The 23135-nt window shown below is 46.1% G+C and carries 19 protein-coding genes; 11 read left to right on the top strand and 8 right to left on the bottom strand.

All coding sequences use genetic code 11. The features are described 5' to 3' along the window. Positions 1-118: 118 nt before the first annotated feature. Both NFI80_RS20855 and NFI80_RS20850 read right to left on the bottom strand, forming a co-directional pair. A complete protein-coding gene (locus tag NFI80_RS20855; protein ID WP_235166160.1) occupies positions 119-1717 on the bottom strand; it encodes an ATP-dependent DNA ligase in 1599 nt (532 codons plus the stop codon). Then, on the bottom strand, positions 1714-2871 hold the full coding sequence (locus NFI80_RS20850) for a ligase-associated DNA damage response exonuclease (protein ID WP_235166158.1): 1158 nt from the start codon (positions 2869-2871) through the stop codon (positions 1714-1716). Before NFI80_RS20850 ends, NFI80_RS20855 begins: the two co-directional genes overlap by 4 nt. Positions 2872-3003: 132 nt before the next feature. Between NFI80_RS20850 and NFI80_RS20845 the strand changes: the two genes are divergently transcribed. From NFI80_RS20845 to NFI80_RS20810, 8 genes are all read left to right on the top strand, one after another. After that, positions 3004-3399 carry a DUF5618 family protein gene (locus tag NFI80_RS20845; RefSeq protein ID WP_051350346.1) on the top strand — a complete coding sequence of 132 codons (396 nt, stop codon included), beginning with the start codon at positions 3004-3006 and terminating at the stop codon, positions 3397-3399. Between the two features lie 48 nt (positions 3400-3447). Then, the gene (locus NFI80_RS20840; RefSeq protein ID WP_235166156.1) at positions 3448-4614 is read left to right on the top strand and encodes an ABC transporter substrate-binding protein; all 1167 of its coding nucleotides are present in this window, start codon (positions 3448-3450) and stop codon (positions 4612-4614) included. Beyond that, positions 4614-5696 (top strand): FecCD family ABC transporter permease, encoded by a 1083-nt coding sequence (locus NFI80_RS20835; protein ID WP_255703609.1) that lies wholly within the window; start codon positions 4614-4616, stop codon positions 5694-5696. The genes NFI80_RS20840 and NFI80_RS20835 overlap by 1 nt, the downstream gene beginning before the upstream one ends. Then, on the top strand, positions 5693-6715 hold the full coding sequence (locus tag NFI80_RS20830) for an ABC transporter ATP-binding protein (protein ID WP_235166154.1): 1023 nt from the start codon (positions 5693-5695) through the stop codon (positions 6713-6715). Before NFI80_RS20835 ends, NFI80_RS20830 begins: the two co-directional genes overlap by 4 nt. Before the next feature lie 82 nt (positions 6716-6797). Next, a complete protein-coding gene (locus NFI80_RS20825; RefSeq protein WP_235161533.1) occupies positions 6798-7211 on the top strand; it encodes a nuclear transport factor 2 family protein in 414 nt (137 codons plus the stop codon). After that, a complete protein-coding gene (locus tag NFI80_RS20820) occupies positions 7204-7806 on the top strand; it encodes a GNAT family N-acetyltransferase (RefSeq protein WP_235166153.1) in 603 nt (200 codons plus the stop codon). The genes NFI80_RS20825 and NFI80_RS20820 overlap by 8 nt, the downstream gene beginning before the upstream one ends. Positions 7807-7812: 6 nt before the next feature. Next, the gene (locus NFI80_RS20815; protein WP_235166152.1) at positions 7813-8712 is read left to right on the top strand and encodes a carbon-nitrogen hydrolase family protein; all 900 of its coding nucleotides are present in this window, start codon (positions 7813-7815) and stop codon (positions 8710-8712) included. Between the two features lie 419 nt (positions 8713-9131). Next, positions 9132-10562, top strand: coding sequence for a T9SS type A sorting domain-containing protein (locus tag NFI80_RS20810; protein ID WP_235166148.1), 1431 nt, complete (start codon positions 9132-9134; stop codon positions 10560-10562). Positions 10563-10635: 73 nt separating this feature from the next. Here the strand turns inward: NFI80_RS20810 and NFI80_RS20805 are convergent, their stop codons facing one another. From NFI80_RS20805 to NFI80_RS20795, 3 genes are all read right to left on the bottom strand, one after another. Beyond that, a complete protein-coding gene (locus NFI80_RS20805; RefSeq protein WP_235166244.1) occupies positions 10636-12330 on the bottom strand; it encodes a PQQ-dependent sugar dehydrogenase in 1695 nt (564 codons plus the stop codon). Between the two features lie 81 nt (positions 12331-12411). Further along, the gene (locus NFI80_RS20800; protein WP_235166146.1) at positions 12412-13659 is read right to left on the bottom strand and encodes an amidohydrolase/deacetylase family metallohydrolase; all 1248 of its coding nucleotides are present in this window, start codon (positions 13657-13659) and stop codon (positions 12412-12414) included. A gap of 9 nt (positions 13660-13668) precedes the next feature. After that, positions 13669-14958: an amidohydrolase/deacetylase family metallohydrolase gene (locus NFI80_RS20795; RefSeq protein ID WP_235166143.1), complete on the bottom strand. Its 1290-nt coding sequence runs from the start codon at positions 14956-14958 to the stop codon at positions 13669-13671. 383 nt (positions 14959-15341) lie between these two features. Here NFI80_RS20795 and NFI80_RS20790 point away from each other — a divergent pair, with 383 nt between their 5' ends. From NFI80_RS20790 to NFI80_RS20780, 3 genes are all read left to right on the top strand, one after another. Beyond that, the gene (locus NFI80_RS20790; RefSeq protein ID WP_235166142.1) at positions 15342-18434 is read left to right on the top strand and encodes a sensor histidine kinase; all 3093 of its coding nucleotides are present in this window, start codon (positions 15342-15344) and stop codon (positions 18432-18434) included. An 8-nt stretch (positions 18435-18442) separates the two neighbouring features. After that, complete coding sequence (locus NFI80_RS20785) at positions 18443-19195, top strand: LytR/AlgR family response regulator transcription factor (RefSeq protein WP_233798892.1); 753 nt, start codon at positions 18443-18445, stop codon at positions 19193-19195. A gap of 325 nt (positions 19196-19520) precedes the next feature. Continuing rightward, positions 19521-20786 (top strand): hypothetical protein, encoded by a 1266-nt coding sequence (locus NFI80_RS20780; protein WP_252172074.1) that lies wholly within the window; start codon positions 19521-19523, stop codon positions 20784-20786. A 6-nt stretch (positions 20787-20792) separates the two neighbouring features. On the opposite strand, the gene NFI80_RS20775 is transcribed toward NFI80_RS20780, so the two are convergent. The 3 genes from NFI80_RS20775 to NFI80_RS20765 all read right to left on the bottom strand — a co-directional run bounded on the left by NFI80_RS20775 (position 20793) and on the right by NFI80_RS20765 (position 23135). Continuing rightward, positions 20793-21638, bottom strand: a complete 846-nt coding sequence (locus tag NFI80_RS20775; RefSeq protein ID WP_235166138.1) for a glycosyltransferase family 92 protein — start codon at positions 21636-21638, stop codon at positions 20793-20795. A 63-nt stretch (positions 21639-21701) separates the two neighbouring features. Next, on the bottom strand, positions 21702-22109 hold the full coding sequence (locus NFI80_RS20770) for an EthD family reductase (protein ID WP_235166137.1): 408 nt from the start codon (positions 22107-22109) through the stop codon (positions 21702-21704). Between the two features lie 114 nt (positions 22110-22223). Beyond that, positions 22224-23135: an alpha/beta hydrolase gene (locus NFI80_RS20765; RefSeq protein WP_235166136.1), complete on the bottom strand. Its 912-nt coding sequence runs from the start codon at positions 23133-23135 to the stop codon at positions 22224-22226.

Below are 23135 nucleotides of genomic sequence, written 5' to 3'. Positions count from 1 at the left end.
TTATTCCACCAAATAACGTTTGGTTACTCGATGAAGAAAATCGGCTGTCCGACAAAGCTCGTTCTATCATTTCCGATTTCAGTAATACAACGAGATCTTGCCGGTCATTTGGTAGACCTCACTTATACATCTCCAAAATCCCCTTCAACGCTTCCAGCGTGTCGGCTTCCTCTGCTTTTTTGTCCTTTCGCCAGCGGAGGATTCTTGGGAACCTTACTGCAATTCCGGATTTATGCCTGGATGATTCGTTGATGCCTTCGAAGCCTATTTCGAAAACTAATTCGGGCTTTACGGTCCTTACCGGACCAAATTTTTCCAGGACGTTTCGTTTGATGAAATAATCGACCTGGCCGATTTCTACGTCTGTTAGTCCAGAGTAGGCTTTTGCGAATGGGACCAGCTTCCCGTCTTCGCCCCAGACGGCAAATGTATAGTCAGTGAATAATTCAGCGCGTCTGCCGGAGCCTTTCTGGGCATAAATAAGCACGGCGTCCACACTTAACGGATCGATTTTCCATTTCCACCAATCGCCTTTTTTACGGCCAACCTGATAAGTGCTTTCTTTCCTTTTGATCATAAAACCTTCCGCAATATGCTGCCGGGAAAGTGTGTGCAACTCCCGCAAAACTGCCCATTCATTAAAATCAATGAGCGGCGACAGATTAAATACAAATTGATCAGGCGCTTTTTGATGAATGAGTTCCAGCTCGGTCCGGCGTTGTTGCTGGGTAAGCCCCCTGATATCTTCACCATTGACTTCCAAAATATCATAAGCCAGAAAGGCGACTGGTGCTTCTTCCAGCACTTTTTTGGATAGGTTTTTCCTGCCTATGCGCGTTTGCAGCACATTAAACGGCATTGGTTTATCATCCATATAACTTACGATCTCTCCGTCGAGGACCGTTCCGTTTGGCAAAACTTCACTTAAAAAATGCAGTTCCGGGAATTTTTCGGTCGATAATTCTTCGCCGCGAGTCCAGATAAAAAGCTCATTGTTGCGATAAATAATTTGTGAGCGAATGCCGTCCCACTTCCATTCGGCAAACCAATCTTCGGGGTTTCCCAAACCAGAAACGTCGCCTTCGATCGGATAAGCCAGGAAAAACGGATATGGGCGCGATGCGTTGTCATTTTCCCCTTTATCCAATATCAACTGCTCAAAGGTTGTCCCCGACGGCTCCCACTGACCCATAACCCGGTGTGCGATCACATTAGAATCGGTTTCGGTGGCTTCCGCCAATGCACGCACCACCAATGTCTGCGAAACCCCGATCCGGAAACTGCCCATCAATAATTTATTAAAAACAAAAGTCTCGTGCTGAGACAATTGCATCCAGGCTTGCAGGATATGGTCACGTTTTTCTTCGTCCGTCATACCGGGCAAAAGTCCCAGATAATAGAACCATTCGGTAAGCGATTTGTCCGATCCGTCGACCTTACTTTTAGGCAAAAGCAATGAAATGGTTTCACCCAAATCGCCTACACTATGGTAACTTTCCTGGAAAAGCCACATCGGAATACCCGCTTCTTGTGCGGCCCATTCTTTTACCATCGTCCTGTTCACCTTAAACGAAGGCCGGCGACCGGTAAAAAGCGTTAATGCCCAGAGTTTGTCCTCGTCGGATGCAGTCAGAAAATATTGCTTCATCAACTCCACCTTTGCATTGGTTTTGTTGGTGCGGTCCAGGTTCATGAAAAGTTCTGCGAATTGTTTCATAGTGTGATGCCTCCTTCCCCTTCCGCTAAATCCCCTAAAGGGGACTTTTTTGTTGATGCCTTTGTATCAGTGATGAATTCGCCATCTAGTAATTCTTTGTGCTTTTCATAGGCGTCGGTTCCGGCGCTGATGTCTTGTACAACTTCTTCTTCCTCGTTTTCATCTTCGTTACCGTACATGGTGTGGACCTCACCTGCTTCAATGCCATTTTCGTTCAGATATCTCGCGTAAATGCTTGTATATCCGTGTGTTACATATACTTTTTCGGCTCCCGATTCTTTTACAGCAGTGTTCAGATCCGGCCAGTCCACGTGATCGCTCAATACGAAACCCTGGTCCACGGCGCGGCGGTTTTTGGCGCCCCGAAGGGCCATCCATCCTGAGCAATAACCGAGGGAATAGGGGGCGAACTTTTTGATCCACGTGCTGCTGTCGACCGAGGGCGGGGCTAACACCAATGATGCCCGGAATAGCTTCCGGTCGGTTTCTTTGGTGACCAATGTTAATTCAGGCAAATGAAAACCGGCCTGCCTTAACCTCTCGTTTAATGTATAAATAGCGCCGTGTGCGTAGATTATTTTGTCCTGTAATTCAATATTTTTCAATATCCGCTGCATTTTTCCCAATGAATAGCCCATCAGCACACTGGCTTTGTCTTCACTTTTATTCTGTCGCCACCAGTTGTCGATTTCGCTCATCACCTCATGCTGAGGCTGCCATTTGTAAATAGGCAAACCGAAGGTTGATTCAGTAATAAAAACATTGCACTTGACTGGCTCATAAGGCGTTGCAAAGTTGTCATTTTCAAGCTTGTAGTCTCCGCTCGCAACCCAGACTTCCCCCTTATACTCCACGCGAACCTGTGCAGAACCAATAATATGTCCCGCAGGATGCAATGAAAATGTGACACCATTGATCACAAATTTCTCGTAGTACTCAACGGTTTGTAAGGAAATATCCTGCCCTAATCGCAGCCGTAAAATGGGTTCGCTATCCTTGTGGGCCAGATAATGTTTGCTCCCCCAGCGCGCGTGATCGCTGTGCGCATGCGTGATGATCGCCCGGTCTACGGGGATCCATGGATCAATGTGCGCATCTGCAACGGCGCAGTATATACTTTTCCCTGTAAACTGTAAAAGAGATTGTGCTGGCATGGCTTGAAAAATATTAAAAGTGTGCCAATTGCGGACCCAGGCCTCTGACGCCTTTGAAAAATAAGTGCTATTTTTGAGTGACCAATTTCCCTGGCCTGCGTCTAAACAAATATCATTATCAAATACACAACTATGTCTAAGAAAAGTATGGAAAACCCTTTATCTCCAAGTGCGGAAGCGGCAAGATATCTTGAAAATGCCAGACAAATACTGACTGAAAAAGCAGGCAAAAAGGATGGATTGTATTCGGACATTAAATATGTAAGAATGGCCGCAGGCACTGCTTATTCAGCGGCGCTGCTAATTCTTGATGAATATCTGAAACAAAAAGAAGGTATTCATTTTGTAAAGCCACAAAGCATTGAGGACTACAAGGGCAGATTAAGAAAATATGACAAAAAATTGCTGAAACATACGATCAATGCTTACAGCGAATTACATCTTATTGGTTACTATCAAGGAACAGAATCAGCTGAGGTCATCCAGAATGGCTTGGCAAATGTGAAGCAAATGCTATCTTATATCTGATTCTTGTTTCTACATTTTTATTCTGCTCAACGCTCCTTACATCGTCTAATGATCAAAAACCTCTGCCTTTCGTGTTTTCTTTATTTAATAATCCTTAGCTGTAATCCCGAAAATTCATCGAAAAGGGAGGAGAACATAACTTCGAAATCGGTTAACTATAAGGACCAAACCAAAATCAATCACGCACAAGGATTTACGATAACCTATCACAACAATTACAAAATCGTAAGCATCCTGAGCCCTTTTGAAACAGCAACGGATACTTCAAAATACATTTTACTGGAAAAAGGAACACCACGACCGAAAGGTTTCGAGAATGCGCAGGTAATTAACATTCCGGTTACAAGCATTGTGGCTACTTCCTCCATGCATGCTGCATTACTGGAATTTCTGGATTCGGAGAACATTATCACTGGCCTTAGCAACCCGCAATACATTTATTCGCCTAAAATTCAATCGCGCATTGAAGCTGGCAAAGTGGCTAACATTGGACGGGATCAGGGATTGAATAATGAAAAACTCGTGGAAATGCACCCGGATGTGCTCATGGCCATGGGCGGGCCCGGCGCGAAAGTGGACCAATACAGCATTTTAACGCAGGCAGGAATTCCCATTTTGATTAATTCGGAATGGATCGAAAAAACGCCGCTGGCCCGTGCCGAGTGGGTTAAGCTTATTGCCGCATTATTAAATAAGGAAGAGCTGGTCAATGAAAAGTTTGGCAAGATCGAAAATGAATATCTTCGGTTGGCTCAGCTTGCTAAGGAGGTGAAAATCAAGCCATCCGTTATTTCGGGCTTGAATACCAAAGATGCGTGGTTCTTACCGAATGGGGACAGCTATATGTCGCAGTTTTTCAGGGATGCGGGAGGGGATTATCATTGGAGTAATATGAAGGCGACGGGCAGTCTGCCTTTGAACTTCGAATCTGTATATCCAATTGCTCTACAAGCCGATGCCTGGCTGAATGTTGGGTTTGATAAAAGTGATACGAAAGCCAACATTCTGGCGCAGGATTCACGTTACAGCGATTTTAAGGCTTATAAATCGGGGCAAATGTTCAGTTACAATGGACGTGTTAATGAGCAGGGCGCGAATGATTTTTTTGAATCCGGAACTGTAAACCCACACATTGTCCTTTCTGATCTGATCAAAATATTGCATCCCGAACTCCTGACGAATCATAATTTGGTCTACTATAAGCAACTCGAATAATGGTCGGATCCCTCAACAAAGCACCATTGCTTAAAACGCCCCTGAATGCGCACCGGCTCACTTTTTCGGGACTGGCAGCGCTGGCAATTGTGTTTTTTGTGCTGGATGTAATGCTGGGCTCCGTGCAAATTCCGCTTAAAGAAGTTTTTAGAATCATTTTTTTACAAGACTCCGAAAATACTGCCTGGCTTTTCATCATTGAAAAAATCCGCATCCCAAAAGCGATAACGGCAATGCTGGTCGGTTGCGGACTATCCGTCAGTGGATTACAAATGCAAACCTTGTTCCGAAATCCTTTGGCGGGGCCGTCGGAGCTGGGCATAACAGCAGGCGCCGGACTGGGCGTGGCGGCGGTAATGCTTGCAGGCGGAAGCAGCGCGAGCATGTATGCGATCAGCAAACTTGGCGTTTCGGGCAGTTGGCTCATCATTGTGATGGCTTCGCTGGGATCGGCACTGGTTCTTTCGCTGATATTGCTGATTGCAGGAAGGATCCGGGACAATGTAATATTGCTGATCGTGGGGGTGATGATAGGGACGATAACGCTTTCCATTGTCAGCATTTGGCAATATTTCAGTCAGCCCGAACAATTGCAGGAATACATTATGTGGACATTCGGGTCGTTGGGGGGCGTTACGCAGTATCACCTTTACGCGCTTTCGGGTGTGGTCGCATTTGGGCTGCTACTCGCTTTTATATCTTCCAAATCGCTTAATGCACTATTGTTGGGGGAAAATTACGCCAAAAGCATGGGCCTTACCATTGGAAAAACACGACTGATCATCATGCTCAGCACCAGCTTGCTAACCGGAAGCATTACCGCATTTTGCGGTCCGATCGGATTCGTCGGCATTGCTGTTCCGCATATAACGCGCTCGCTGTTTGGCACGTCGGACCACCGGGTGCTCATGCCCGGCTGCTGCCTCACCGGCATGGTGCTGCTGCTTTTATGTGACATCATTGCCCAGTTGCCGGGCATGCAAACCGTCATTCCGGTGAATGTTGTCACCTCGCTACTTGGCGCACCGGTGGTTATCTGGATCATTATCAGCCGCAATAACCTCCGTTCTTCTTTCTCATGAGTGATGTAAAACCATTTCTGGTAACGAAGGATTTGTCTATTGGATATAAGACCAAGCGTACAGAACGCATTATTTCAAAACACCTGAACCTAACCCTCCTACCGGGGCAGCTTGTGTGCCTGCTTGGCTCCAATGGCTCAGGAAAATCGACATTAATGCGGACAATTGCAGGCCTCCAACCCGCTTTGGAAGGCACTGTTTACATTGGACAGCAACTTCTTTCCGGATTAAAATCGGCTCAGCTCGCACAAACATTGAGCCTCGTTTTGACCGAGCGCATCGAGGCTGGCAATCTTACCGCGCTGGAAGTGATTACATTAGGACGCACGCCCTACACCGGCTGGCTTGGTGCATTAAGTGAGATCGACCATAAAAAGATCGAAGAAGCTATTTTACTGGCCAATGTTGAAAATTTGGTAAACAGGAAAATCCATCAGCTGAGCGATGGCGAACGGCAAAAGGTCATGCTGGCACGTGCGCTTGCACAAGACACAGAACTCATTCTGCTCGACGAGCCTACCGCGCATCTGGATCTGCCCAACCGCGTGGAAATGATGCGCTTGCTTCATAATTTGGCCAGACAAACCGGAAAAGCCATCTTACTAAGCACACACGAACTAGACCTTGCATTACAAGCTGCTGATATTCTCTGGCTTATGCAGCAAAACGGCAAGCTGGTAGCCGGTGTCCCCGAAGATCTTGTTTTGAACGGGGCATTTGAAGCAGCGTTTGAAAAGAATGGATTCTTTTTTGATAAATCCAGCGGCACATTCAACATTTATCAGGACGTTTGCACACATTCAATAAGCATTGCGGGTGATCCTGTCTTGGCTTTCTGGACCAGACGGGCCTTGCAACGAGAAGGTTTTGGTTTGACCGACGACATGAATGCAACATTCAAAGTCCGTTGCGATCGGGATGCAGCTGGTACAACATGGCAAATGGAATGGCAACAAAAAAATGCAAAATACTTCACTATTGCTGAATTGGTTGCGGCAATCAAACTGGCCGCGAAATAACGGCTTCCTCACTTTTATATATGTTCCGGTGAACTAGTTAGTGCTCTATTTTCTTATTATTAAATAACATTAATGAACTGACATGGCTTCTCTGGACATCGTACAAGCATATTATTCAAGCTTTAATCATAAAAACTGGGACGGCATGCTCGCCCTGGTGCACCCGGAAGTTAGGCATGAGCCTAACCAGGGCGAAGTGCGCATCGGCATCGAAAAATTCACTGAGTTTCTTGGCCAAATGGACGAATCCTATGAAGAAACCCTCACCGACATGGTCTTTTTCACAACCACGGACGACTCCCGGGTGGCGGTTGAATTCACAGTGAGAGGAATTTACAAAAAAGGCGAAGAGGGCTTCCCTGAGGCTTACGGACAGGCTTACAAACTTCCGGCAGCCGCTTTTTTGGAATTAAAAAATGAAAAAATCTGCCGCGTAACCACTTATTACAATCTGCCGCATTGGATAGAGCTGGTTTCTAACCCGAAAAATGACTGAGCAACTGACTTTTGCATCTTATAAGGGTGTTGAAATAGCATCCGTGGTGGAAGCATTGGGCGCATTGCGCATCGCAGTTTTCCATGATTATCCTTATTTGTATGAGGGGTCGCTGGATTACGAAAAAGAGTATCTGCAAATTTACGTTCAGTCCGAACGCGCCTTTTTGTTCGCTGTCTTTGATAAAGGAAAAATGGTAGGCGCAACAACGTGCATTCCATTAACCGACGAAGCTGCGGAAGTCCGGAAACCGTTCGAAGATGCGGGATTCGATATTAGCACTATTTTTTACTTTGGCGAAAGCATATTACTTCCCGAATATCGGGGTTTAGGGCTTGGACATCGTTTTTTTGATGAACGCGAGGCGCATGCCAGAAGCTTCGGACATTACAATTTATGCTGTTTTTGCTCCGTCGACCGGGGTAATAACCACCCCGCCAAACCAGCCGATTATCGTCCTAATGACGCATTCTGGATCAAACGCGGATATGTAAAGGAACCTGCGTTGCAAAGTACCATGGAATGGCCCGATATTGGCGAAACGGCTTCTTCCTCAAAACAAATGATTTTCTGGATCAAACCACTCGATCACTAAATGCCTATGTCTGTAATCGTTGCGTCAGCTCAATATCCGATCTCCCAACATGTCGACCTTGCGGGCTGGCAAAGACACATTGAAAACTGGGTAGCCGATGCAGCTGCGAGCGGAGCCGGACTATTGCTGTTTCCTGAGTACGGCGCCATGGAATTGGTTAGCATATTATCCCTTGACATTCAGCAAGATATCTTCCTGCAAGTTGCGGCGATGGATGGCTTTGTGGAGTCGTTCTGCCAGATCTTTGCAGACCTGGCGCGCCGATATAATGTGGTGATTGTTGCGCCAAGCTTGCCAGTTATTGATGATGGAAAGCACCATAACCGTGTTTTTGTTTTTTCAAACAAAGGCCTTGTCGGTTACCAGGATAAGTTTTTCATGACCCGCTTTGAAAATGAAGAATGGGGCATTCAAAGCGCTCCCAAAGTGCTGACGGTATTCGAAGCGGCTTGGGGCAAATTCGGCATTCAGATCTGTTATGACGTTGAATTTGGGTTAGGATCCCAATTATTGTGCAGCGCAGGGGCATCACTGATCCTCGTTCCAAGCTGCACGGAAACCATCCGTGGCGCTACGCGTGTACATGTAGGCGCGCGGGCTCGCGCCCTGGAAAATCAGACTTATACAGTTGTTTCTCAGACCGTCGGCAACGCAACCTGGTCACCGGCAGTGGATATTAATTACGGGTATGCAGCCTATTATTCCACGCCTGACAAGGGCTTACCTGAGGAAGGCATCATTGCTGCCGAAATCCCCCAAAAAGAAGGCTGGCTCGTACAGGAGCTGGATTTTTCTAAAATTGATGAAGTAAGGCGGGACGGGCATGTGCTGAATTTTAATGATCAGCAAAGGATCACTGTCGAAATGCGGTCGGAACAAGTGCACGTTTTGCATGTAACCATTTGAAAAACGGAAGCAGATAATGTGTGATTTTATTTTCAAAAATTGCACATTATCCAGATATCCGTTTCAAAATAAATATAACTATTCCAATCCATTATAAATCACCGCAATTAACTTGGGTAAGTATTCGGTAATCATGGATCGCATTTTGCATAAGTCACTTCAAAGCACTTAGTCTACCCCTTTGTTTTAACATAAAAATACTTACAATCAGCAAGATACATGTATTTTTATGTAAATCGATACGGACATTCTACATTACTATACGGAGATTTAATTGTATAATAAATATAGTTTGAGATTGACCGTAGTAAGCTGAAATATTATTAAGAGTAACTGACGAAAGAGCGTGAATTTAATTTTTTTAAGATGAATGATGGTATATTAATTCATCATTATCACTCTTAAAAACGTACTCTACCGTGAAAACACTCTACTTATTTCTATGGACGACCGTAGTCGGTCTTTTCATAAATTTGAGCGCTCAGGCTCAATGCACGATTCTCGATCCCACAGTTGAACTAATTGGCTTTTCGGGTAGCGAAGAAAATTGCACTGCCAATGTAACCATCTCATTTACAATTGATAAAAACAATGGGAATAAATACACCTACATTCATTTATGGAATGAAGCAGACTACCCTGAACCGGCATATGATTACAAAAAAGCGCCGGAAGGAGACGATCTGGCTAGTGCGCTGGCAACGATAGCCATCAGCACCAATGGCTCCTCTTCCCTCCTTTCCACTTATGGTCCCGATGAAACGGTAACCCCACTTTTTGCCGGCTTATTTATTGCCGAAGAAGACCTGGGCGGCAAGCAGACCAGAATCACAATCAGCAATGTTCAAATCGTCATTCCCGGGGCTTGCGAGAACCCGCCCAAATTGATCAGCGACATTTGGTCTACGCAGGCGGAAGCAGATAAACACCCTCCTGTTCATTGTGTCTTCACGAATATCCCGCTTACGATAAAGGGACCAGAGATTACAGGAGAAATCAATTGTAATGAACCGGAAGGCCCCAGAACATATGATCTCAGCATTACCACGACCGATCCGAACGCTATCCAGGTTACTTACAAGCTTTATCTGGATGACGGGGCATTAACAAATAACCAACCCACTTTCGGGCCGGATGACGAGTTGTTTCTGACCAGTTCGATCACCCTTTCTTCAACGCTTCCGATCACAAAAACAGAAGCAACATATCCGTATGATTTTATGGAAGATAAGCGATCTATCTGGGTTGTACTGACGGGACCTTCATTGCCGCATGACATTATTTATGAAATCGTAAACAACTGCTCCCTAACACTTCCAGTTAAGTTGGCGAAGTTCAAGGGCGACTTGCTGGACAACGCGATTGCGCTTTCATGGATTACAACCGAAGAATCAGGAAGCAGTTATTTTGATGTGGAACGCAGCAAAGACGCCGTGGAATTCGTCAACCTTGGCCGCATCCAGGCAACAGGAACAACCGATGTGACGCAGCATTACAGTTTCCTGGACCAGCTGCCGTTGCAGGGAAATAATTATTACAGGCTCACGATGGTCGATCTGGATGGCAGCACAGCCCGATCCAGCATTATAGCTGTGGCTAACCATGCATCCAGCATTTCATTTGAGCTTTTGGGAAATCCGGTCACGAACCGGGAAGTGCGGTTTATTCTGAAAAATGAAAAATCCGAGAACATTATGCTGCACGACCTGAACGGCAGAAGCATTGATTTTTCCATAACGAAAACAGGAAACACGTATACGCTTAAACCTGGACACAGCATTTCCAGCGGTTTATATCTGCTCAATTTACGCAACTACCCGGGCCAAATTAAGAAAGTGCTGATTCCTTAAAAAAGTCTGACTACTATACATGCCAGGCGCCGGACATTAATTGTCCGGCGTTTTCTGTTTCAGGTTTTTTCAATCATTTTTTCAAAACCCGGTTCACGTCGTCCACCGAAATGCGGTCGGGCATGTTGCCGAATTGCTGCCTTACGTAGGTGAGCAGCTGGGCCATTTCTGCCGGAGGGATAAAATCGTGTTTGGGCATCAGATCATTGTAAGGCTTACCCAGCACCTCTATCGGCCCTTCCAAACCATTTGCTACGGCCTGGATCAGCTTTCTTTTATCCTCAGTAACCCATTCGGAATTTACCAAAGGCGGAAAGCGGCTGCCGTCGCCGAGGCCGTTGGACTGGTGGCATGGCGTACAATAAGTGCTGTAAATTTTTTCACCGGCGAGCTTTGTATCCTTATCCAGGTTATCCTTTACCGGATCCGGCGTTCGGATGTTTCCTGCCAGCTTGTGCTTCTCCATAGCAGCCAGTTGCGGCGCTCCGAATGACTGCTTATTTCCTTTAAACATAATCCGCCAGATCTTGCCTTTTTTCGAATCTGTAATGTAAAGGGAACCGTCCGGTCCTTGTGCAAGGCCCATTGGCCGGGCTTTGGCATCGCTCACATTAATGATCGGATCCATGCCTGCAAAGCCATCTGCAAAAACCTCCCATTTTTCTGAAAATTTACCATTTACCCAAGGCACAAAACAAACGAAAAAGCCAGCCTGCGGATATGGAGCACGGTTTGTGGAACCGTGAAAGGCGATGAATGCGCCATTCTTGTAACGTTCCGGGAACTGATTTCCGGTGTAAAACAGAATGTCGTTGGGTGCCCAATGTCCAGGGAATCCAATGATCGGGTTTTGATATTTAGCTCCTTCACCCTCTTTTTTGCCATCACCGCCGTATTCGGGGTTCAGGATCTTCTTGCCTTTCATCTGGTCAAAATAATAGTATGGCCAGCCCAGGTTGGTCCCCTGGATCACTTTTACGAATTCTTCGGCGGGTAAAACGGCGCTTTGCCATGAGGAATAAATGTCAGGGAACAAGCGGCGCAGATTGTCGCGTCCGTGAACAACTGCATATAAATTTTGATCCGCATTATTCCATCTCATGCCCACAATGCTCCTCAAACCCGTTGCATACAAGCTGCCGTCGGCCTGCGTCTGATTCAGCTTATCAGCACTGAACTTCCAGATTCCGCCATGCTTTTCCAGGTCCGGGCAAGGATTAAGGCCAATGGTTCCCGGTTTACCGCCCGGTGAATTAACCACATCCTGACATGCATCCGAAGGCGCTCCGAAAGGCACGTACATGTTCCCTTTGTCGTCAAAAGCCATGGGCTTGGTAATGTGCCAATGTGTGCCATGCTCATGGTCATCTTTTAAAATTACCTCTACGGTGCTGTCCGGCAGCAGCTGCCCCGGGATCAGTTTGCTGCGGTATACAAACAGTGAAGAACTGTAATACAAATATCCGTTGCGGATCGTGATGCCGTTGGCGAGGCTGCTCTGATCGGGGTAATTGCCGAAATTTTGAATAATGTCGGCTTTCCCATCCCGGTTTGTGTCCCTGAGGGCCACAGTTCCGCCCCGCTGGCCCTTTCCGAAATAGCGCAGTTTTACATAAATATCGCCGTTATCATTTACCGTAATGTGCCGGGCCAGTCCGGTGCTGTCGGCGACGACGAGTGCTTCGAAACCTGCCGGCGTTGCCAGGCCGCCATTGTCCGGATCACCTTTGGGCAGTAAATCCGGCCTTTGCGCGCCGATGAGAAGCATTACTATCAGGCCGAAGCTGAAATATCGCTGCACAAGCCTCCTTTTTTGTTTATAAAAATCAGATCCCATTATTTCAATTATCTATTTTTTAGCCCCTAACCCATTCAAATCCCACACAATTTTGCCATCCCTGATCGTCATCTCGATTTCCAGTTTCTTGGATCCTGCTATACTTTTCCCACCGGAATCTGTAAAACCGAACTGACCGTCACGAACCCTGAAAATGGCGAGATCAGCCACATTGCCTGCTTTCATATTACCCAATTCTTCGTGCTTAATAGCCTGTGCAGCATTCCAGGTTGCGATCTGCACCACATCATGCAAGGACAAACCCAGGGCCATGAATTTTGACATAACATTCGCCATGTCTTTCATAGCCGAATTCATGCTGAACCGGTGCAGATCAGTGCCGAAAGAATTTGGTGCAAAACCTTGCTTAATCGCCGGTGCGGCCTGATCAAACCAGAAACCCGCGCCGCCGTGACCCAGATCAAATAGTACTCCGCGCTTTTTTGCTTCCAGCACAAATGGCCGCACTTTTCCATCTTCGCCAATGATCGGCATCCGCTCCTTAATGTTTTCAAAAGTATGCGTAATCATATCGCCCGCACTGAGCCTGGCAAGCTGATCCTGTAAGGAATATTGAGGTAAATGACACTCCACAAAAAGCGGCTTCTCGACCTGTCGGGCGAGTTTTATCGCATTATCATAAGGCGTCCAGTCGGCTCCGTTATAATGCCCGATCTTTACGCCCACGATCAGGTCGGCATGTTGGTTGATGATCATTAAAGCAGAATCCGGGACCATATCGGCGATGTTCTGCTCATGTTCAGCGCCGGTCATCCCGTCCCCGGCAATGTTGATAAAAGCCAGAATTCTCGTTTTGGACTGATCAATTACCTGTTTCTTAAACAAAGGAAAACTCCGCCAACCCGAAGTTCCTGCATCTACAACCGTCGTTACCCCGGACCGGAATGTGAAATCATCGGGAGAAACGCTGTTTACGCCATTGGCAAAAAGACCCGCATGCGGACCCACAAAAACATGCGTGTGCATATCAATAAAACCGGGCGTCACGAATAAGCCTTTTGCGTCAATCGTTCTCTCAGCAGGCTCGTTAATTTTATCTGACACTTTTACGATAACACCCTTACTGACAGCCACATCCATCACTTTATCAATGTTATTTGCAGGATCAACAACATGGCCGCCCTTGATGATCAGATCATAGGTCTGGCCAAAGCCATTACTATAAAAAGCAAGCAAAAACAGCACCCAAAAGTTACTTTTGATAACATTTGTGGCCCTATCGAATCTTATTAAGTGCATCACCACCAGTTATTTAGCCAATGTTTCAGATTCCCAACCCGCCGCGCTGATCCCGTTCAGGTCCCAGACGATTTTACCTGCGCGGATGGTCAGCTCGGCTTCCAGTTTTTTATCACCTTTGAGTTTCAATTTTCGGGTGTCTAAAAAGCCAAAATCTCCTTTTCTCAAATTAAACACAGCGATATCTGCCTCAGAACCAACAGATAATGTTCCCAGATCCGAGCGTTTGATAACTTGTGCGGGATTCCATGTTGCTCGCAGAATGGCATCCGGAAGCGTCATTCCCATGTTGAGAAATTTGGAAATTACATTGTCCAGGCCTTTCATAGCGCCGTTCATGCTATCGGTATGCAAGTCTGTGCTGATCACATTAGGCTTAAATCCCTGCTGCATGGCCGGAATCGCCTGCCGCCACGCAAATGCTCCACCGCCATGCCCGACATCGAAAATCAGCCCGTTCTTTTGTGCTTCGAAAACGAATGGTTTTACTTTTCCTTTTTCGTCTACAACTGTTTCGCGGTTTTCCGGCCCATGCGAAAATGTGTGCGTGAAAATGTCGCCCGGACGAAGATATTCTTTGAATAGTTTTTCAATGGATAAGGGCGGCTTATGCTCCCCGAAATCAACCATAACCGGCACATTGGCCAGTTTTCCGGCCTCAACCGCGGCTTTCACCTGCGCGTAGTCGCCCCAGTAATGTGCTGCTTTTACACCTACAATGATCTTCGGAAAAAGCCTTTGGATCATATTGGCGGCCATAACGGGGTTCATATCCGTAACATCCTGCTCTTCATAACGGCTGGCCATGCCCGTGCCGACAATGTTGAGCAATGCCAGGACGCGCGTCTGCGCTTTATCGATCGTCTGTGCTTTGAAAGTCCGGAAGTTGCGCCAGCCGGATGAGCCTGCATCTACAACCGTTGTGATCCCGGCGCGAAAAGTGAAGCCGTCGGGCGGCAGGCTGGTGGAGGCATTGGCAATGTAGGCATCGGGCACAGTTCCGGCAAAAACGTGCGCGTGCATATCGATCAGCCCCGGCGTTACATAAAAACCTTTTACATCAACCGTCTTTTTTGCTTCCGAAGCTGGAATGTTACTGGCTACCCGGACGATTTTGCCGCCTGAAACAGCGACATCCATTGCCGCATCAATGTTGTTTTTGGGATCAATGACGTGCCCGCCTTTCAGCAGGAGGTCAATTTCCTGGGCATTGGTAAAGTAAGGAGAGAATAGAAACAGCAGGGAACACAGGAACACGGCAACGCGTCCGGCGTTCTTTGCATGTGTGCAAGCCAACATTTGTTAAGAGTTTAGATCTGAATTGTATTCATATACAAGACAATAAGGGCAAAATATTACTTCAAAAGATTTGAAACTTTGCGCTTAACGGGCAAAAAAGAAAGGCGCATCGCTGCGCCTTATGTGTATAGTTGGGTTAAGGTGGGAAGTCAGGGCATTTCATGTTGATTATAGCGAGCGTTGATTTGGATAATTCCATCATTTTTCACGGCTAATCGCTTTATTGCGGAATAAAGTTGGCTTACCCGGCAGCAAATTTCAAAACCAAAGAGGGAACGGTTGCTTCTGGCTATTTAACGGTGAACGGTTAGTATATGAGCCGCCGTTAATCAGCTACTTCACATTAATGCAATCTTATTTCAAAGAAATAATCCGGTTGGAGCATGCGTCAGAGATTTATCTTTTTACTTGCTTTTTGTCTGAGTCCAATACTGCTTTTCGGGCAGACGATTTTTCAGAATATCAAGTGGCAGGACGGTCTTAGTGCGAAACAAGTGCGGTGCCTTTATAAGGACGATACAGGATTTCTCTGGATCGGAACCAACAATGGCCTTAACCGCTACGACGGGGCCGTTGTAAAGCAATACAAGCACGGCCCGAAACAGAAAAATCTTCTTGTCAATGCCATACAACCGCTCGGCAAGGGAGATACGCTGATCCTCGGATTACTGAACGGTGTGATGCTGTTCAATATGAGCTCAGGCTCGTTTTCCAAAGACAGCCGCTTCTCCGCCCTGGATCAGGAATCAATTGTAACCATTAAGACTGATAATGTCGGGCGCCTTTGGATTGGCACTTCCAACAGGATCTACGTTTATGAAAAAGGGAAATTACTTCCTCTCGCGGCCATTGTGCCGTCGGCATCAACCATGTTCGGCGTACCGGACTATTTTCTTTCCGGCATGGTGTGGGACACGATCAGAAACGGCTTCTGGATTGTAGGCAGCAAGCCTTATTTTATCGATATCAGAAAAAAAGCGATTTACCATAAACAAAACAATGTTCTGCATTCACCCATATTCGACCTGAAATATGTAAATGCGCTCGCTGTTGACAGCAAAGGCGACATTTGGTACGGATGCGACGACAACCTGACCCTCAATTACTGGAATGTCAGAAAAGGCTCAGTGCAAAGCTTCCCTGTGCTCGACGGCAATAAAATCAGCGATGGGATCAACCATTTATTTATAGATCATAAGGACCGGCTATGGATCTCGACATGGTTGTTTGCGGCCTATATCAAGGAACGCGGACAACCGATCAAGAAGATTGAGTATGACCAAAACCTTCCTTATTGCATCGGTTATGGGCATTTCCGGGACGCAATTACGGACAAGGAAGGTAATGTGTGGCTGGGAACGATCAATGGTGTAAGTAAAAGTCAATCACAATATCCGTTGCAGGCGATATATCAGCTGCCTAATTTCAAATTTTTCCTTGAAACCGGTTTTGCCCATGCCAACTCCATTACGGTTGACAAAAACCTGGTGATGGCATGCAAGGAGGATGGGGCTATTGCTTATCATACCGATAACCGCACTTATCAGCGCTACACCGTTACGGACGGAGACTTGCGAAGAAACCGTTTCGTGATGTGCACCAAAGCGAAAGATGCCTGGTGGTTTGTAGGAGACGACGGCGTGCACGTGCTGCATAACGGGAGCGATAAACTGGTGAAGTTTACAGATATAAAAAAAGGCACGCCCCACCGCTACGCAAACTTCGTTTTTACTGATCATAAAGGAAATATCTGGTTCCAGATCCTGGAAGACGCCATTTACCGCCACGATCCGGTAACTAAGAAAACAACGCGCTATGACGGAACTGATAGTCGTTTTGGGTTATTTGCATTTAAAAGTTGCCCGAGTTCTTTGCAGCTGAGCAACACCGATATCTTGTTTTCACTGCCCGGAAGCGGACTTCTGAAATTCAATTACGAGAAAGAATTCTTTTCTATTTTACCCAATAAAGAACTAGCTAATGCACAGGTCCTGAAACTTGCCGAAGATAAAAAAGGCAACATATGGACTGCCGTGGGTGGCAGAGGGCTGGTGAAGATAAGTCGTGACGGCACACCGCTGGACAGCATCGACAGCAGAACCGGACTGTTCTATGATTATTTATCCAGCATTGCCATTGATTCGCGCGGCGCGGTTTGGGGATCCAGCAGGGAGGGGCTTATGTTTTTCAACCCGGATACGCGCGCTGTAACGAAAGTTGAGATCGACCTTGGCAAAACATTGCAGGATTATTATAACAACCTCACATTCGCGAACGGTAAAATCTATGCGGTAATGCTGGACCACATCCTGTTAATAGACCCTTTCAGCTTTGCCGGCGTGCCGGTAAAACAGCCACCTTTTATCACTTCCATCAAGGTTTTTGGTCAGGAAAAGCTGGGATTTGAAAAAGGGGGTGTCCTGAAACTGGCTCCGGATGAGGATTTTATTACGTTTCAATATGCTTCATTAAGTCACCGCGATATCCCGGCCCTGCAATACAGTTACCAGCTGGAAGGCATTGACGGAAACTGGGTGAACGCAGGCAGGGCGATTACGGCTACGTACACCAATCTTTTGCCGGGGAAATATGTGTTCAAAGTCAGGAGTACGGATGAATTCGGCAGATGGATGACAAAAATCCAGAAGCTGCAAGTGGTTGTACGACCCAACTGGTGGCAAACCTGGTGGTTCAGAACGATATGCCTGATCCTGGCGGCTGTAACACTATTTTTTGTTTATCAGGCTTACAGTCAGCGTAAGAAGCAAAAAGTCCAGAGTGAGCAAAAAGAATTAATGTTGCTAAAAATCAGCAAGATGCTTGCCGAAAGCCAGCTGATGGCGTTAAGGGCACAAATGAACCCGCATTTTATCTTCAACTGCCTCAACAGCATTCAGGAATGCATTGTGACCGGGAAATATCCGCAGGCAAGCACTTATCTCAATAAGTTTTCCAAGCTGTTCAGGATGGTTTTGCGAAACTCAGGGAAAGATCTTATTCCTATTACACAAGAGCGCCAGGTCCTGGAACTCTATCTTGAACTGGAATTGATGCGTTTTGAAGGAAATTTTACCTACGAGATCATTATGGACCCCGAGTTGGAAGAGGAGGACGTTGCGCTACCCTCGATGCTCTTACAGCCTTATGTGGAAAATGCGCTCTGGCATGGTCTGCTGCATAAAGACGACGACCGCAAGCTGCTCATTGAATTCAGGCTGGTTAACGAGGATGTTTTTATTTGCAGGATTCAGGACAACGGCATTGGAAGAAAGAAATCATTTGAATTAAAATCACAGAGTATCAAATACAAAAGTCACGATTCGCAGGGGTTAAGCATCACGCAAGACCGCATCGACCTGATCAACAAACAGGGAAACCATGCGGTGCTTAACATCGAAGACCTTTACGACGAAAATGGCGAAGCCACCGGCACACTGGTGGAAATAGAACTATCAACGTATCTCAACAATGTATAATCAAGAAAATGATTAAAGCGCTGATTATTGACGACGAACCCAAAGCACGCACTGTGCTTAAATATTATATTGAAAGTTTTGTTGGAGAGATTACGGAAGTCAGGCAGGCGGAGTCCGTGGACCAGGCACTCGAAATCCTGCGGTATTTCACTCCCGGGATCGTATTTCTGGATGTGGAAATGCCCAAGCGTAACGGTTTTGACTTTTTGCGTGCGCTGGTAAACCCGTCATTCGAGGTGATTTTTACAACTGCTTACAATCAGTATGCGGTTCAGGCGATCCGGTTCAGTGCGCTGGATTATCTGCTCAAACCCATAGACCCGGACGAGCTCAGGTATGCCGTAGACAGATATCTGAAAATGCAGATGCCCGATGCCAAAAGCAACCTGATCTTATATGATAACCTAGTTCAGAATATTGGTAAAAGCGAAACCAAAGATTTCCGGCTCGCTATTCCATCAAAGGACGGCGTGCTGTTTCTGACATTGGAACAAATCATACGCATGCAGGGAGATGGTAATTATACATTTATCCACACCACCCACAAAAAGCCCATCGTTACCAGCAAAACACTGAAATACTTTGATGAGATGCTGGACGAATTCGGTTTTATCCGCACCCACAAATCACATTTGGTAAATCCGAGACACATTTCCCAGATGAGTCATGACCACGGATACATTGTGGTAAGCGATGGCACCGAGGTGGAAATATCCCGCAGGAAGAAAGTGGAAGTAGTCAGATTATTGAAACTCAGATAAGGTGAAGCGCCTTTATTCCTCGCTATTGTTTTTCAAGTGCATTAATGCGGCTTCCTGACCGTTAATTTTTTCATTCCCACCGGAGGCTGGTTGGTTTTTCATCGCTACTGGTTCGTTCCTATATTCAGGCAGTTTTGATGACTAATTAAACGGTTTAGGTGTTCAGTCCGAATGTTGGGGATCCCGGCATTCGGCTTTTTTTTAGTTTACCAGGCACGACGTATATTTGCTAAATGTTAGCCAGTCAATTGTGAATAAGTATAGCAAGAATAGTCTTCTAATAGGATTTTCTACCCTAGCTCTAATCATCTCTCGCTTGTATTATGTGGAACGGTTTGCTGTTTCATTGCCATTTTGGGATCAATGGGATGCTGAATGGCTTGGCTTACTGAAACCGTGGATCGAGGGGAAATTACAATTTCAGGACCTCTTCATTGCACACAATGAACATCGCATCCTGCCTACGCGCATCATGACCTTGTTCACTTTCTGGCTGACCGGATCCTGGAACAACATTGTCGAAGCACGTTTTAATATTCTGTTTGGTGCGTCAACGCCCTTACTTTTTATCTGGACCCTGGCCCGGACCGAAAAAATAACCGGATTAAAATGGCTGATTATTGCCGTTATCATTGCAGGCGGATCACTTCCTTTCTCGTGGGAAAACTTTTTGATTGGTTTTCAGAGCCAGTTTTACTTTGTTAACCTTTTTACACTCGCATCACTGATTATTGCCGCCCATTTTCACAATAGAAGCTGGTCCGTATGGGTGATTTTATTTTTGAGCCTGATCAGCATTTTAACATTGGCCTCGGGCCTGTTAACGCCTCTTGCTGTAATCGCTGTTTATCTCGCACGGGCTTACTTTCAACGCTTAATAAGTGCTAAGACAGCCTTATTAATGATCATTCTGTTTGCAATGGCAGTTTCGGCTTATTTCACAATGCCCCGTGTTGAAGGACATTATATTTTACATGCCACCACGTTTTCGGAGTTCATATCCACGATGCTTCGCCTTATGGGCTGGCCTTTGCGCGGCCGCAAATTGTTTATTGGTGTCATGTGGCTGCCAGGCTTATTTTTTGTCTCCCGCATGCTTTTCCTGCGCAAACAGATAGGCAAAACCGATTTGCTAATGTTTGGCTGCCTCGCATGGACCGCCATGCAAATCGTCGCACTCGCTTACGGCCGCGGGCACGATTCCATACATATGCCGCCACGCTATGCCGAAGTCCTCTTGCTGGGTCTGGCGGCGAACAGCTGGTTTGTGGTAAGGCTTACGAGTATTAAGGGCAAGCCAATGGTCACAAAGGCCGTTTGGGGTGTAGCAGCAGCATTTTTTATCGCTGTATTTTTCAGCTACATTCAACGGTCCGTATTGGATTTCAGAGTGTTGAAGGAAGAACGTGCAAGGCGATTGACGCAAACAGAGAATGTCCGAAATTATCTGGCTACAAAGGATTTTTCTACAATTAATAAGCCGGGTTTTCAAATCCCTTACCCGGATCCGAAAAGGTTACAAATGATCCTTAATGACTCTACTTTGCAAGAAGTCCTGGTCATCGGGAACGAGGTCACACCCAAAAAATAGGGCTTATCAATTCACACTGTTATTTAATTTTTCCAGGACTTTCAATATCGTGGTGTCCTCAATTACATTGGCCTGGATATCGTGGTTGTGAAATTCTTCCAGTTTCCGCTTACGCTTGGTATCGCTGATTCCTCTTTCAACCTTTTCATGATATTCCTCCAATGAGCGGCAGTAGTAATGGTTGAGCTGGATTTTATCCACGCTTACATCCGCAGTCGCGCCGTCAATGGCAATGTAGTGCTCATTAACACAAAAATATCCGGGTTTATAATGAAAGCAGTGCGACTTATAGGCCGATTTCACAAATCGGGGCTGCACAATGCTTTTAATATGCCTGTTGGGCGGGAAAGTAACTTCCGAGCGTTTTGTAAAATTTTCCAGCTGCGGTCCGCCCGGCTTTTGAACATGTCCATTGGAGCCGAAAATAAGCCAGGAAACCCCTAACCCACCGTAATTTTCATAGTTTTTCAAAAATTCCGGCAGGTTTGAACTTGCTGTTTTTGGGACTATAAATTCGTCAATATCAATGAAGCCGATCCAGGTGGAAGAACCGCCGAATCTGTCCAGACAATGCTGGTATGCCTTAACATGCTTGTTTTTTCCCGGCATATCAATCACCGTAACATCAGCGGGAGCATTAATGGCTGCTAATGCAGTACGAATCGGCACCTTACTACCATTATCGTAAATGTAAAAATGCTGAACACCGATTTTGCGATGATACCCGATCCACTCTTCCAAATAGTTGTTTTCGTCCTTAACGATACAACAAAGGGACAAATCATATTGATGAACCTGCGGATGCTGATCGGCTCCCCGAAATTTTGAAATCAGCTTTTTTATTGAAAACATATGGACTTGAACACAGTAATGCTTCAAATTTATACATTATCAATGAAGCCGCATGCGCTTAAACTATTTAACCACCTCGCTGACCAGAATGACCGGGCTGATATTGGTATATTTTGGAAAATCCGCACGAATGGCGTCTCTATTCGGACCGATCGCAGCCTGGTATTCGCTCAGGCTTTTTACATAAAATGTACCGATGGCCATGAAAGGCAATGGCTGGTTGGGAATGCCGCTCGCGATGCCTTTTTCAATGGAGTATTTTACCAAATTTGACCCTAAAAACCCTGCCACCATCGGCATATGCTTGGTTTCATAATAGGCCATATCAAAGGTTTTACCTTCCGCAAAAGGATACATCACGCATACTTTGGTCAAGCCTTTCTCCGCCACAGCCGTGCTTTGCTTTTCCTGTGCAAAAGCGGTGAAACAAATGGTCAGCATAATAAGCGAGACAAATAGTTTTACTTTCATCGTTTCTTTTTTTAAATGGTAAACTGTTCATTTTGAATAGGATTACACAAATATTAAAATAATGACTTTATTCGCAAAACGTTATTTTTCTGTTGAAACAATCGGGCATTTCGGCTACTTGTTTAAAGTTTCCATCCATCCCACAACCCTGCCAAACCATTCTTCAAAGGTCGGATACGTCAAAAAGCCGTGCTCACCTTTGGAGTAAATGTGCATGGCGGCCGGAATCCCATTCTGATTCAATGCCTTGTAAAACTCAATGCTGTTCGCGACCGGAACGACCACATCCGCGCCGGAATGGACCAGAAATGCAGGCGGCGTTTCTTTGGTAACCTGCAATTCGTTCGAGAACAAACGAATCTTTTCAGCACTTGCATTTTTGCCCAATAAATTTTCCCGCGAACCCATGTGTCCTGTGCTGTCATTGAAGCTTACGACGGGATTGATCAATATCATAAAGTCCGGTCGAAGGCTGGTTTTCCCTGCTTGATCAATGTAGCGCGTTTTGAAATGTGTTCCGGCGGTGGAGGCGAGGTGGCCGCCCGCTGAAAATCCCATGATGCCGATTTCATTTGGGTCAATTCCGAATTCCGCGACGCGTTCGCGTACGATCTTAATGGCTTGCTGTGCATCCTGGATAGGCCCGATGGACTGATCCTTCATAATCTTCGGATCTGGTAGTCTGTACTTTACGACAAATGCGGCTATACCGAGTTTGTTGAATGCACGGGCAACATCGCTCCCTTCGCGTTTCGTTAATAATGTGCCGTAGCCGCCACCCGGGCAGATGATCACCGCCATTCCCGTGGCCTTTGCTCTGGCTGGCAAAAAGAGGGTGAGTCCCGGAATGGAAACTTTGGAAGTAAGGGAATCGACTAATGCATTTGCTGTGTGGGTTTCCTGGTCCGGCCCCGAAATTGAATTCGGGACCGTTCCTGGATAGAGGTTTATGTGGGTTTGCGCAATGCTTTTGAGGCTAGAAAAGGAAGTTAATGCAGCCAGGAAAATCCATTTTATTATGAGCAT

It is taken from the genome of Dyadobacter chenhuakuii (assembly GCF_023821985.2).
GTDB classification, from domain to species: Bacteria; Bacteroidota; Bacteroidia; order Cytophagales; family Spirosomataceae; genus Dyadobacter; species Dyadobacter chenhuakuii.
Note: the sequence above shows the minus strand (reverse complement) of the source record. Positions and strands in the feature narration are given on the sequence as shown.

What these genes read in the sequence shown, in the direction of transcription:
- NFI80_RS20765 (WP_235166136.1), bottom strand. Translation starts at nt 23,135, where the DNA reads ATGCTCATAATAAAATGGATTTTCCTGGCTGCATTAACTTCCTTTTCT.
- NFI80_RS20840 (WP_235166156.1), top strand. Translation starts at nt 3,448, where the DNA reads ATGATCAAAAACCTCTGCCTTTCGTGTTTTCTTTATTTAATAATCCTT.
- NFI80_RS20795 (WP_235166143.1), bottom strand. Translation starts at nt 14,958, where the DNA reads ATGTTGGCTTGCACACATGCAAAGAACGCCGGACGCGTTGCCGTGTTC.
- NFI80_RS20770 (WP_235166137.1), bottom strand. Translation starts at nt 22,109, where the DNA reads ATGAAAGTAAAACTATTTGTCTCGCTTATTATGCTGACCATTTGTTTC.
- NFI80_RS20800 (WP_235166146.1), bottom strand. Translation starts at nt 13,659, where the DNA reads ATGCACTTAATAAGATTCGATAGGGCCACAAATGTTATCAAAAGTAAC.
- NFI80_RS20790 (WP_235166142.1), top strand. Translation starts at nt 15,342, where the DNA reads ATGCGTCAGAGATTTATCTTTTTACTTGCTTTTTGTCTGAGTCCAATA.
- NFI80_RS20850 (WP_235166158.1), bottom strand. Translation starts at nt 2,871, where the DNA reads ATGCCAGCACAATCTCTTTTACAGTTTACAGGGAAAAGTATATACTGC.
- NFI80_RS20835 (WP_255703609.1), top strand. Translation starts at nt 4,614, where the DNA reads ATGGTCGGATCCCTCAACAAAGCACCATTGCTTAAAACGCCCCTGAAT.
- NFI80_RS20830 (WP_235166154.1), top strand. Translation starts at nt 5,693, where the DNA reads ATGAGTGATGTAAAACCATTTCTGGTAACGAAGGATTTGTCTATTGGA.
- NFI80_RS20775 (WP_235166138.1), bottom strand. Translation starts at nt 21,638, where the DNA reads ATGTTTTCAATAAAAAAGCTGATTTCAAAATTTCGGGGAGCCGATCAG.
- NFI80_RS20805 (WP_235166244.1), bottom strand. Translation starts at nt 12,330, where the DNA reads ATGCTTCTCATCGGCGCGCAAAGGCCGGATTTACTGCCCAAAGGTGAT.
- NFI80_RS20820 (WP_235166153.1), top strand. Translation starts at nt 7,204, where the DNA reads ATGACTGAGCAACTGACTTTTGCATCTTATAAGGGTGTTGAAATAGCA.
- NFI80_RS20785 (WP_233798892.1), top strand. Translation starts at nt 18,443, where the DNA reads ATGATTAAAGCGCTGATTATTGACGACGAACCCAAAGCACGCACTGTG.
- NFI80_RS20845 (WP_051350346.1), top strand. Translation starts at nt 3,004, where the DNA reads ATGTCTAAGAAAAGTATGGAAAACCCTTTATCTCCAAGTGCGGAAGCG.
- NFI80_RS20815 (WP_235166152.1), top strand. Translation starts at nt 7,813, where the DNA reads ATGTCTGTAATCGTTGCGTCAGCTCAATATCCGATCTCCCAACATGTC.
- NFI80_RS20825 (WP_235161533.1), top strand. Translation starts at nt 6,798, where the DNA reads ATGGCTTCTCTGGACATCGTACAAGCATATTATTCAAGCTTTAATCAT.
- NFI80_RS20855 (WP_235166160.1), bottom strand. Translation starts at nt 1,717, where the DNA reads ATGAAACAATTCGCAGAACTTTTCATGAACCTGGACCGCACCAACAAA.